General features: G+C 34.5%; 7 protein-coding genes, 3 pseudogenes and 1 CRISPR repeat array. Of the genes and pseudogenes, 7 read left to right on the top strand and 3 right to left on the bottom strand.

Going from position 1 to position 12,776, the window contains the following annotated elements:
• Nucleotides 1–555 precede the first annotated feature (555 nt).
• The 3 genes and pseudogenes from tnpA to DKZ56_RS14340 form a co-directional block, all read left to right on the top strand.
• Complete coding sequence (gene tnpA, locus DKZ56_RS14350; protein ID WP_208650582.1) at nucleotides 556–876, top strand: IS66 family insertion sequence element accessory protein TnpA; 321 nt, start codon at nucleotides 556–558, stop codon at nucleotides 874–876.
• Nucleotides 870–1,226 carry an IS66 family insertion sequence element accessory protein TnpB gene (tnpB, locus tag DKZ56_RS14345; protein WP_145986160.1) on the top strand — a complete coding sequence of 119 codons (357 nt, stop codon included), beginning with the start codon at nucleotides 870–872 and terminating at the stop codon, nucleotides 1,224–1,226. Before tnpA ends, tnpB begins: the two co-directional genes overlap by 7 nt.
• A gap of 61 nt (nucleotides 1,227–1,287) precedes the next feature.
• Nucleotides 1,288–1,827 (top strand): annotated as a pseudogene (locus DKZ56_RS14340) (transposase); the annotation flags it as partial.
• Nucleotides 1,828–1,924: 97 nt separating this feature from the next.
• Here DKZ56_RS14340 and DKZ56_RS14335 read toward each other — a convergent pair.
• From DKZ56_RS14335 to DKZ56_RS15635, 3 genes and pseudogenes are all read right to left on the bottom strand, one after another.
• Nucleotides 1,925–2,206: pseudogene (locus DKZ56_RS14335) on the bottom strand (transposase); the annotation flags it as partial.
• Nucleotides 2,207–2,429: 223 nt separating this feature from the next.
• Nucleotides 2,430–2,726 carry a hypothetical protein gene (locus DKZ56_RS14330; protein WP_208650581.1) on the bottom strand — a complete coding sequence of 99 codons (297 nt, stop codon included), beginning with the start codon at nucleotides 2,724–2,726 and terminating at the stop codon, nucleotides 2,430–2,432.
• 231 nt (nucleotides 2,727–2,957) lie between these two features.
• Nucleotides 2,958–3,611: a phospholipase A2 family protein gene (locus tag DKZ56_RS15635; RefSeq protein WP_245989505.1), complete on the bottom strand. Its 654-nt coding sequence runs from the start codon at nucleotides 3,609–3,611 to the stop codon at nucleotides 2,958–2,960.
• 496 nt (nucleotides 3,612–4,107) lie between these two features.
• On the opposite strand from DKZ56_RS15635, the pseudogene tnpC reads away from it, so the two are divergent.
• From tnpC to brxC, 4 genes and pseudogenes are all read left to right on the top strand, one after another.
• Nucleotides 4,108–5,244: pseudogene (gene tnpC / locus DKZ56_RS14320) on the top strand (IS66 family transposase); the annotation flags it as partial.
• 95 nt (nucleotides 5,245–5,339) lie between these two features.
• A CRISPR array of direct repeats spans nucleotides 5,340–7,195; the repeat unit is 33 nt; unit sequence GTCGCACCTTACATTAGGTGCGTGGATTGAAAT.
• Between the two features lie 815 nt (nucleotides 7,196–8,010).
• The gene (locus DKZ56_RS14315; RefSeq protein ID WP_208650580.1) at nucleotides 8,011–8,607 is read left to right on the top strand and encodes a DUF1819 family protein; all 597 of its coding nucleotides are present in this window, start codon (nucleotides 8,011–8,013) and stop codon (nucleotides 8,605–8,607) included.
• Nucleotides 8,608–8,609: 2 nt separating this feature from the next.
• On the top strand, nucleotides 8,610–9,176 hold the full coding sequence (locus DKZ56_RS14310; RefSeq protein WP_208650579.1) for a DUF1788 domain-containing protein: 567 nt from the start codon (nucleotides 8,610–8,612) through the stop codon (nucleotides 9,174–9,176).
• Nucleotides 9,177–9,189: 13 nt separating this feature from the next.
• Nucleotides 9,190–12,765, top strand: coding sequence for a BREX system P-loop protein BrxC (gene brxC / locus DKZ56_RS14305; RefSeq protein WP_208650578.1), 3,576 nt, complete (start codon nucleotides 9,190–9,192; stop codon nucleotides 12,763–12,765).
• The last annotated feature ends 11 nt before the right edge of the window (nucleotides 12,766–12,776 follow it).

Here is a 12,776-nt window from a genome sequence, read left to right as displayed (position 1 = left end):
TTTATTACATGCACTTGGTATACAAACGATTATTGTGTAAAATTATTAAACTTTAGCATAAGTCTACTAGAATTGTTAAACTTGCTACACATTATTTATAAATGCTAATGTTCATCATTCAAGTTATTCATATTGTAAAGTCTTTTTATAAGTTGCCAGCACGATACTTCTTCTCTCTATTCAATAAACGAGAGAGCTTTTCTATTAAAATATATCATATCTTAACAATTTTTTACATACTTATTCAAATGAAATATACAGCAAAATACAATAAAGTATATATTTTGACAACATATTGTTGTAAAAGCCAACCCCAAATGGTTGACGTTTACAGTAGCGTTTAGATTGAAATAATATTTGCTCTTTTACACGTTGCCAATTACTCATTAAATTACCTTCTGATTAAAATTGAAATTATATAACAACACCACGTGATAGTAAGCCACACCCAGTTCAATATATGTATAAGGGTAAGCGTCAAATCTTGCACACCTTCTTGATGTGCTAATTTCATGAGATAATCTCCTCAAGATGAAATTGAAGGAGGTTTTTTTTATGCCTAAGAATCCTGAATTACGAAAGGTTTGGGAACAACGAATCGCTGACTATCGTAAAAGCGGTCAAACTCAAGTAAACTGGTGCAAGGAAAATCAATGGAGTATTCACCAGTTTAAATACTGGTTAAGAAAAATTGAAAATCCAATAAACAATCAAGGAAAGTCTACAAAATGGGTATCCGTTACCCTAGAAGATCATTCACAAACAGTTGAAAATTCATTACGGATTGAAATTAGTGGGATTTCAATTGAAGTAAAACCTGGTTTCGATCCGGCCTTTCTTTCAGAAGTGGTTAGGACGTTGAAATCAACATGTTAGTTGGTACAAGAGCTGAACGAGTTTACTTGGCAAAAGGAAGTACTGATTTGAGAAAATCCATTGATGGATTAGCTGCTTTGGTGAAAGAGGGATTTGATTTAGATCCCTTTTCATCAAGCTATTTTGTGTTCTGTAATCGAAAGCGAGATAAATTAAAAATTCTTCACTGGGACTATAATGGTTTTTGGCTTTATTATCGTCGATTGGAAAAAGGAAAATTTCAATGGCCAAATGAAAATGACACTGGAACGATACAAATTAGTTATCGGCAATTACGCTGGTTATTGGATGGTCTTCCAATGGAGCAAAAGAAAGCACACCCAGAAGTAAAGGCTAGAACAGTTATATGAATTTTTTACTTTTAACAAAAACCTTGGAGGAAAATAGCTAAAACCGTCGAATTATTACTACATGATGAAAAATTTAAAGAATCCTAACCAAAACCCATTTGAATTAATTGAAAAACTTCAACAGCAAATCGTTGAATTGACGGCGAAATTACGATGGTATGAAGAACAGTATCGTCTTAGTCAAAAACGAAAATTTGGCTCTTCAAGCGAAAAAACAAATCCTAATCAATTAGAACTACCTTTATTCAATGAAGCAGAGGTAGAGTCTAATGTAAAAGCCGAAGAGCCAACTGTTGAAACAATTACATATCGTCGTAAAAAGAAACGTGGTCAACGTCAAGCTACGTTTGAAAACCTGCCTATGGAAACGATTGAATATCGTTTACCCGAAGAAGAGCAGGTCTGTTCGTGTTGCGGTGAAAAAACACACGAAATGAGCACAGAAGTACGACAAGAATTAGTGATTATTCCGGCTCAAGTCAAAGTTTTAAAACACGTTCGATATGTCTATGGATGCCGTCATTGTGAGCGTAATGAAATAGAGACACCAATCGTTACAGCACCTGCCCCAAAATCTGTGTATCCAAAAAGTTTAGCTTCCCAAAACAATTCCTTTGAATTGTCGGGTTTTTAATAACTTATCACAATAATAGTATTTAATCCCTATCATTAAAAGGTGGGGATTATTTTACGCTTACCTTATAAGGAGCTATTGTTTGTTGTTGAAACTCTCCATTACGGTCTCTAGGGATACGAAGATGTAGTTCTCCGTATTCGGTTTTAAAGGTACGATCGTAGTAGCCATTTCGGGAATTGCCAGAATGAAAACCTTCTCGATCATAAGGTTCATAGTCTAAAAAGACAGTTAATTCATGTTTCAACAGCTGATTGATGGCTGTTTCCAAATGATAACGAAAAACTTCTTCGATATCTTGTTTTTGTGCTAGTGCTTCGATTAAATCTGTAGTAAGATGATTCATAGGGAAGACCTCTTTTCTGTGAATTTTATAGGCTAACTTTATTCTACAGAAAGGGTCTTCCTTTTTCTATGAACATTATTTAGTGCATTTCTATTTACACAAAATATTTTACACTCTCGATTTAGGTTTCATATCCGAACATAGTTCTAGAGAAACTAATCATTTACCCAAAAATAAAAAGCCAATCCAACATAAAAGGATCGACTTTCATATAGACAAATGATTAAGGTCCAAAAATAAGTGTTCCCCAAAAATGATACAATGGCGGGAAAAACAAAATAACAACTAGTAAATTACCGAATAAACCTAACTTACCAATAATCTTTGTGATAGAATCTACTTCATTAAATCTTAGAAGAATCCAACCCATAAATGCGGTAATTAAACCTATAACACTGATTGTATAAAAAGTAATAAATGGGGAATCGAATATCGAAACACCAATAAAGTCACTTAAAAACGCAAGCAGCAAAAGGAATAGACCTAACCAACTACACAATCTCACGAATAGTTTTTCCAAAAAACTCACCTCATATAAAACAAAATATCTCTTAGAGTTCGGTTAGTTCTTCTTGTAGTCTTTTTTTATTGTAACATGGAATAATAAGAAAATGGGGCTGTCTAAAAAGTCCATTTTAGTTGAAAATCCGCCAAAATTAAAACCCAAAGAATGTTGATTTTACAGCATTCTTTGGGTTTGCTTTTTTTAGATTTCGGGATTAAATACTACTTTTCGGACAGCCCCTTAGAATTAATCTCTACATGGTTGTAAATTAAAGTATTCAAAAACTAAAATCGCCCACTCACTACCTTCTTGTACATACGGTAATAGACACCATTGCAGTCGAGCATCACATTCACAATTGAAATAGCCACTATCACCATAACATATATCGTGTTCTTTACAACAAGCGTCTACTTGCGTTTCAGGATCTTCAGGGCCACTACATAATGGTCCACACCAATTTCCATGAATACAAAATAAGCTTTGAGGTGTAATCATATCTTCTTCCATATTGGGTAGTTGTTTATTTTGAAGTTCAACAAGCGCTTCTTCTAATTCTTTAGTGTAAGCATATTCTTTTACCACTTCAAATGGTTCTTGGTTTCCATCAATCACTTTAGCAATACGTTTGTCACCCTCTTGGATAATTACACGTCCAAATACTTGTACCGGTTTTGTTTGATAATGTACACGAACCGTATTATTATCATTTTTCAAATGAACTACAACTACTTTTTCATCATTGATTGAAACTTGCAACACTTTTTCCACTTTCAATTCTGAAGTATTCTCGGACAGATGGTTAAGGTGTTCCACTAATTTTTGTACCTGTTTGTTATTTTTCACCTCAGCTGCGAATCTTTCCTTTGTTTGATTATCCAATTCAATTATACTTTGCATTGTATCATCTCCTTTAATAACTTATTCAGTTAATAAAGAAGTCAAAATTAAAGAAATCACAACCAGGATTCAAAAAATAATATTATATCTCCAAGCGATTACACCCCCCTTACAGGATGATTGCCGATAAGAGGGGGTTATACCACGTTTATTGCTTTTTTATCATATTATTGTTTTATATGCTTTTTCTGCTGTTAGTTTTTCGTCGTTCCCAAAAATTAGGTCACTAACATTTAGATCTGGAACATTTTTTCAAGAATGTCAATTAAATCAGCAACTTCTTCTATCCCATCTGCATTCATTATCTGTTCTATTAAACTTATAATTCGTTTTCATGCATCAAAAACACCTATCTTCCATATCATCTGTCATACCATTAATAAAGGTTACTATAGAAGAGGCTGGGACAAAACCCCCTCTAAAATGGAAACAGCCCATGAAATTTTGGAATGAAATTTCATGGGCTGTTTTTCATTTTTTCAATAAAAAATAAGGATATGTCTATGGATGCCGTCATTGTGAGCGTAATGAAATAGAGACACCAATCGTTACAGCACCTGCCCCAAAATCTGTGTATCCAAAAAGTTTAGCTTCGCCGTCAAGCATGGCATATATTATGAATCAAAAATATGTAGAGGGGCTACCTCTATATCGCCAAGAACAACAGTTCAAACGATTAGGTGTGATCTTATCCAGGCAAACCATGGCCAATTGGATGCTTTATGGTGCCGAAAAATGGCTTGCGCCAATTTATCAACGAATGAAAGAGCATCTCCTCTCTAAAGACATTCTACATGCGGATGAAACAACTGTTCAGGTTTTACATGAACCTGGAAGGTCAAGTACATCGAAATCTTACATGTGGCTTTATCGGACTGGAAGAGAGGATCCACCACTTGTCCTTTATGACTATCAGGAAACTAGAGCAGGAGAACATGCCAAAGAATTCCTAAAAGGGTTTAAAGGATACCTGCATGTCGATGGATATGCAGGATACCATAAGGTATCCGGCGTAACATTAGTTGGATGTTGGGCTCATGCCCGCAGAAAGTTCGATGAGGCTTTAAACGTACTTCCTGAATCCAAACGTCATTCAGCAGTCACAGCTCGGGAAGGCCTCAATTTCTGTAATCAGCTATTTGCCATCGAGCGTGATTTGAAAGAATGTACACCAGAAGAACGATATAAAAAACGACTTAAACACAGCCAACCATTGTTGGAGGCTTTTTCAGCATGGCTAAAAACAGAGAAAAGCAATGTTTTACCAAAGAGTCTATTAGGTCAAGCCATTACATACTGCCTCAACCAATGGGAAAAACTCGTGGCATTTTTAGAGGATGGACGTTTAGAAATCGATAATAATCGAAGTGAACGATCCATTAAACCATTTGTGATCGGAAGGAAGAACTGGATTTTTAGCAATACTCCGAAAGGAGCTAAGGCCAGCTCAATCATTTACAGTATTGTGGAGACAGCAAAAGAGAATAAATTAAATCCATTTTATTATCTTCGCTACTTATTTGAAAGGCTTCCCAATATGGACATAAGCAATATGGATGAGCTTGATCAACTACTTCCTTGGTCCAAAACAATTCCTTTGAATTGTCGGGTTTTTAATAACTTATCACAATAATAGTATTTAATCCCTATCATTAAAAGGTGGGGATTATTTTACGCTTACCGTGGATTGAAATCGTTTCGAATTTAACTTGCAAAAGCAGTTGGAAAGTCGCACCTTACATTAGGTGCGTGGATTGAAATTAACGTACTTGTATGTTTTGACGTAACGATTTGTGTCGCACCTTACATTAGGTGCGTGGATTGAAATAAAATTGGATTGGAAAGAAAATAGAAATAAATACGTCGCACCTTACATTAGGTGCGTGGATTGAAATTAATATCCGATTGTTTCAGATTGAAAATCGCGAAACCGTCGCACCTTACATTAGGTGCGTGGATTGAAATGCATTGTCTGATTTTTAATTGCGGTTCGTTTCTGAGTCGCACCTTACATTAGGTGCGTGGATTGAAATACGAAGAGTGGGTGGAATGCACTTGTCCAGCATGCGTCGCACCTTACATTAGGTGCGTGGATTGAAATTTCCACAGATTCAAATGTTGTGTATTGTGCTAAAGTCGCACCTTACATTAGGTGCGTGGATTGAAATCTTAATCAAATTATAAATTAATAAATTAAATTACGGTCGCACCTTACATTAGGTGCGTGGATTGAAATTATTTATAGTTGAGGAATTAAATAGATGTTTATTGTCGCACCTTACATTAGGTGCGTGGATTGAAATAATAATGCAACTTACTTAATATACGGAAATCCTGGTCGCACCTTACATTAGGTGCGTGGATTGAAATCAAAAACTGGACTATTGCTGTCAAAATGTAATTCGTCGCACCTTACATTAGGTGCGTGGATTGAAATTGATGAAAAGGCACCAGAACAATCTACAAACGAACGTCGCACCTTACATTAGGTGCGTGGATTGAAATATTTTCAGTTAACTCATTTACGTTAACTGCATACTTGTCGCACCTTACATTAGGTGCGTGGATTGAAATGGTAATTTTGAGTATTTAGACGTACAAGAAGTTGTCGCACCTTACATTAGGTGCGTGGATTGAAATTTAAGCAAACTGTGCGCACAATTGACGCGTTTCTTGAGTCGCACCTTACATTAGGTGCGTGGATTGAAATTAATTTAATATACAATCAAGAGATTTTAATTAATGTCGCACCTTACATTAGGTGCGTGGATTGAAATAATAGCTATGCTCTCGTTATCTCTTTTAATCTATGTCGCACCTTACATTAGGTGCGTGGATTGAAATAATCTTGGAATCAAACTCGATTCCATCCACTTCGGTCGCACCTTACATTAGGTGCGTGGATTGAAATCGGTTGTGATAATATCGGTAAGTATATAGCTGAGTGTCGCACCTTACATTAGGTGCGTGGATTGAAATTGCATTTTATTTGAATGGTAATAAGATATTTAGTGTCGCACCTTACATTAGGTGCGTGGATTGAAATATAGATACGCAAAATCAAACCGCAAGACTGGTTTGTCGCACCTTACATTAGGTGCGTGGATTGAAATAATCTTGTCGTTCAATATATCTACGTCAGTAATCGTCGCACCTTACATTAGGTGCGTGGATTGAAATATCACATATCATTTCGCTTACTCGAACGACATGAGTCGCACCTTACATTAGGTGCGTGGATTGAAATGCTATCGTACCATTTTTTTAAATAGTCGCTAGAAGTCGCACCTTACATTAGGTGCGTGGATTGAAATATCCGCTTCCAGTCGCAATTTTCCTGAAAGTTTACGTCGCACCTTACATTAGGTGCGTGGATTGAAATTATGCGGATAATGGTCCATATTTCACGTACACATCGTCGCACCTTACATTAGGTGCGTGGATTGAAATACTAATGATCACGTCCATTCTTCCTAAATTTAAAGTCGCACCTTACATTAGGTGCGTGGATTGAAATCAAATTATTCGTTGGGCAGACCTTCATCGACATAGTCGCACCTTACATTAGGTGCGTGGATTGAAATCATTGAAGAATATCATTTCAACTATTGCGACGGTAAACCCGAATTCAAACGACGCATTTCAACCAATCGCACCTCCCTGTAAGATAGAGTTATCGATTACAGAGGAGGTGTTTTTGTTTGGCAATTGAAAGCGAAAATTTATTTTGGAAGGAAGGGGTACCCCTTCCTTCCAAAATAAAATCTATGTGAACCAAATTATTTAATAAAAAACACTTGACTAGAGGTAAGAAAGGAGCTGATTCAAGATGAAAAAAGATTAATGGAAACTAAATATTCTTTTGATGTTCCAACTAATGATTGAGAATCTCAAAAAACTCCTTCCCGTGCAGAATGCCCTATTGCGGTCTACTAACCGAAATTACAGAAACTGATGTTGCTTTCTGCAGTTGTTGTAATCGGGAGTTGGAAATTTTTTAAGTATAATTGACGGGATATTTTTAAATGGGGGAATTTTGTTTTTTTAATTTTAAGGTTAACAAATGTGAAAAGAATAATATATGAGTTTAGATAGGTTTTACTTACACCTTATACAGTATTTTGTTTAATAAATTACCACAATTAGTATTATTTTATGAATTCGCTTTTGAAAAGTGTATGGAGACTTTAAAGGTTGAATGTTAAAATAGCATTTGAAAATTATAAACGAAATTTGAAAAAATATAAATTAGATTTATAAAAATACTATTTTCGATTAAAAAAGGATTAATAATTATAATCATAAAAAAATAACAAGAAGTAGTTATTATAAACTATTTTTATTTGTATTTATATGGAAGAAAATTAGGGTAATTATCTTACATGAAAGGTAGGGTTATATGCCGGAAGAATTGGAATACTCCTCCAGTTTGAATGGTGCATCATTTTTGTTATTCGAATTAAAACAAGTGGCAAAATTGAAGCAACAAGGATTAGATTCAAAAGAAATTAGAAAAAAAGTAATGGAAGAAAACTTATTTCAGTTTGACAATAAGGGAAGAATTAATAGAGCTTTGCCTTCAGTTATGAGGAGGGCAGAATCCCTCGATTCATTTTTAATCAATTATCTAGTAGAAGGCTCAAATGATATGGCAAAGGTAATTAATTTATACGCCATTATGAAAACGGATCGCCTATTTTTTGAATTTATGGATGAGGTGATACGTGAAAAAATTTACAATAATAATTTTTTAATTGAAAAAAAGGATATTAATGTGTTTTTTGCAGCTAAAGCTGAGCAAAGTGAAAAAGTTGCGAGTTGGAGCTCAATAAATACAGAAAAATTAAAAAGGGCGTTTATGCAAGTACTTTATGAAAGCGGCATATTGAAAAATCGAAAGGGAAATGAAATAAATAGGCTGATTATAGATGATGAATTGAAACAACATTTCATTCAGATTGGAGATAAAAAATATTTGGAAGCGATGGGTGAATAAAAATGTCTAATATAAATGAAAGGCTCGATAAGATTATTCCAAAGATTAAAGAAGATAAGTTTATTCACGGCAAGGGACTTGGAAATGAAATCAGTTTCTACGTGTTTGACTATGAGCCCAAATATGAATTAAAAGTAAGGAATTACATTCAGCATATAAAAAAAGTATTTGATTATGAAAGTACTGATAGAAAAATTATAGAATTTGATTTATACAAAATGCTCATTGAAATTGCAAAAGAAAAAAGAATTTTTAACCGCATTTTTGAAATGGAACAAAAACAAGGAAAAACAGCACTTTTTAAAGCCTTAACCACTTTTGCAAAACCCGAAATTTTTCTTCAAAAAATTAAAGAACAAATGGGTGACCATAACGTTGTCTTTTTAACAGGAATTGGAAAAATTTATCCCTTTGTTCGATCCCATAACATATTAAATAATCTTCAAGAAGTGCTAGATAAAACTCCAGTCATTATGTTTTTCCCTGGCCAATATGATGGACAATCTCTTCAATTATTTGGAAAATTAAAAGATGACAATTACTATCGCGCTTTTCGTTTAGTCGATTAGGGAGGAAAAGGGAATGCAATTAAAAGAAATGTTTTTAAAGGACATTGAACGTGACATTCGTGGTGTGATTAAAGTCGCACAAACTAGTGAAGATGATATTTATCAGGAATTGGATGAGTATGTTGTAACGCAAGAATTACTTAAACACTTTTCGAAATTTTACGATAATTATTCAAGGAGTATAGATGGTATAACAGATAAAATGGGAGTTTGGATTTCTGGATTCTTCGGATCAGGTAAATCCCATTTTTTGAAAATCCTAGCCTATCTCTTAGACAATAAGCCAGTCAAAGGGAAAAAACCCGTTGACTTTTTTGAAGCAAAAATAAAAGATCCCCTTGTTTATGCTAGTATGAAACGCACAGCGGATGTCGATACAGAAGTAATTCTTTTTAATATCGACTCCAAAAGTCCGCTCGATAACAAATCGAAAGAAGATGCCATTTTGCGGGTCTTCATGAAAGTGTTTTATGAACATCGTGGTTATTATGGCGATATTCCAGGCGTTGCCGAAATGGAAAAATATTTGGATAAACAAGGCGTATATGAGACGTTTAAAGAGGAATTTCTTAAATTAGCAGGCGAACCATGGGAAGAACGTAGGAATACGTTTTACTTCGACGCGGACTATGTCATTGGGGCATTGGTGAAAGCGACAGGAATGTCGGAAGAGTCTGCAAGAAACTGGTTTGAAAATGGAGTAAACAACTATGAAATTAGTATTGAGAAGTTTGCAAAAGATGTTAAAGAGTACATTGACAGTAAAGGACCAAACTTCCATTTAGTCTTCCTTGTTGATGAAATCGGGCAATATATCGGGGATAACCGCAATCTCATGCTCAACTTACAAACGGTGACAGAGGATTTAGGAACTTATTGTGCAGGTAAAGTATGGATTATCGTGACTTCTCAGGAAAGCATCGACTCGATTATTAAAGTAAAAGGAGACGACTTCTCAAGAATCCAAGGCCGCTTTGATACGAGACTTTCCCTTTCTTCCATTTCGGTAGATGAGGTGATTAAAAAACGCATTTTAGAAAAGAAACCTCATGTATTCGATAAATTAAGAGCAGATTTTCCAAATAAAAGCGCTATTTTGAAAAACCTAATCAGCTTTAAGGAAAGCACCGCTGATTTAAGAGGATATGAAAACGATATTGAATTTGCGGAAGTATATCCTTTTGTTCCATATCAATTTAAGTTGTTACAAAATGTGTTTGAACAAGTGCGTAAACATGGTTCCTCTGGTAAGCATTTGTCTGAAGGGGAACGTTCTATGTTATCAGCCTTTAAAGAAGCAGGACTCAAATACAAAGATGCGGAAGAAGGGATTCTAATTCCGTTCTATGCCTTTTATGATACCATTGAAGAATTTTTGAATCCATCAATTTCCAGAGTTATCGCAAAAGCGGCTGAAAATCGAGCATTAAAAGACGATCCTTTTAACGTAAACTTATTAAAAGTACTGTTCTTGATTAAATATATTAAAGATAATGAACTCCCAGCAAACATTGATAATATTGCAACATTAATGGTGACTCGTATTGATGAAGATAAATTGGAGTTGAAAGAAAAAATTAAAGTTGCGTTAAGAAAACTTATTTCACAAGCATTTATTCAGAAAAACGGGGACAACTACAATTTCTTAACAGATGATGAGCAAGATGTAAATCGTGAAATTAAACATATAAATGTTGAAGAAGAACTTATTAAGCGTGAATTAGCGAACTATATATTCCATGATTTATATGATGAAAAACGATTCACATATTCAAAAGAATACTCATTCCCATTCAATCAAAAAATGGATGAAAAAAGTTATGGAAATCAAACATCCTCGATTGGCGTTCAAGTTTTATCTGTACTTTCAGACCATTATCATAAATCAGAACAGGAATTAATGATGATGTCATCAGGTAATGACGAATTAATCGTGAAACTGGGTGGCAGTGATTCTTATGTCGAAGAAATGGAAGAAGCGTTGCGGATAGAAGAATATTTGAAGAAAAGAAATCCTTCTCAACAACCAGAGCATATTCAAAACATTTTAAACAATAAACGGGTTGAAGCCCGTGGAAGAAGAAAACGGGTGCGCGAATTATTGGAAGAAGCAATTAAAGATGCAACCTTCTATGTAAATGGTGAAAAATTAGACGTAAAAGGGTCGACTGTTAAAGAAAAAATGAATGCTGCTTTGAAACGTTTAGTAGAAAGTGTTTATACAAAATTGGGCTACATTAAAGAACACTTACAAGATGCTAACCAATTATTGTTAATGATAAGAGAAAATAATCAACAATTTACATTAGATGAACAATTAGGCACAGACCCAAATGAACTTGCAAAAAAAGAAATATATGAATTTATCGATTTACAAGAGCAAATTAATAAACAAGTTCGAGTGAAAATCATCTATGACCGGTTCCAAGGCAAACCCTATGGCTGGAAACAGCTAGACATAGCCGGAATACTGACAAAATTATTAAAAGAGCAGCGCATTCGTATTCGCTATAACTCCGCCTATTTAGAACCGGAACGGGATACAAATGAATTAATGACCGTCTTTGGAAAAATCAATGAAGCAGATAAAGCCATTATCACAAAGAGGGTAAAAGTAGACGAAGCCCTTCTTCGCACGGCGAAAAGAGTTTGTAAAGAAGTTTTCAATAAGACTGATTTAGCAGATGATGAAGACGGATTAATTAAAGACATTCGTCAACTCATCGAAAAGCAAATTAATGAAATCAATGCGTATAAAGCCCGCTATGAAGGAAGAAAATATCCTGGTTTAAGCTTATTAAATAAAGGATTAGAATACTTCGGCCAATTTACAAACCAATTAGATAATGTTTCTTTCTTTACAAAACTAAAAGAGTTTGAAGATGATTTAGCGGATTGGGAAGAAGATATGATTTACATAAAAAGCTTCTTCAGTACAAATCAAAAAGAGATTTTTGACCAGGGACTAAAAGCGCTCAGCAAATTTGAAGACAATAAAGCGTATCTCATTGGACAAGAAGTAGAAGAAGCGATGAACAAATTACGTGAGATTCTTCAAAATCCGATTCCGTATAAACAAATTAAAGACATCCCTGAATTAATTCATATTTTGGAACAACAAATAGGATTTGTTTTACAAGAAAAAAAGGAAAATGCCCGTAAGAAGCTTCAGGAAGATAATGAGGAACTGTCGCTACTTGCAAATCAATATGGGGTTTCAAACAGTACAAAACAACGGGTGGAAGACTATTATAATGAATTAAATACAAACCTTGAGAATTACACAGACATTTTCAAAGTAGATGCAACAATAACCCAAAGTGCTGCTTTTAAAGAAAAAATGCTTATTCATATTGAAAGAGAAAGATTGGAATGGGAGCGGAAACAAACGGATAATGGAGGAACTGTTGTAGAACCACCAATTGCTGCGATTGAACAAGCTCCGAAAAAACAACAAGTAAAAATTTCACAACTAGTATCTATAAAAACATTGAGAAATGAAGAAGATGTTGATAAGTATATCCATACCCTATCCAATAAATTAAAACAAATCATTAAAGAAAATAAACACATTGAGTTAGTCGATTAAGGGTGAAGAGC

This window comes from Ureibacillus thermophilus (genome assembly GCF_004331915.1).
Lineage (GTDB): Bacteria > Bacillota > Bacilli > Bacillales_A > Planococcaceae > Ureibacillus > Ureibacillus thermophilus.
This window is presented reverse-complemented; position numbering and strand designations above follow the sequence as displayed.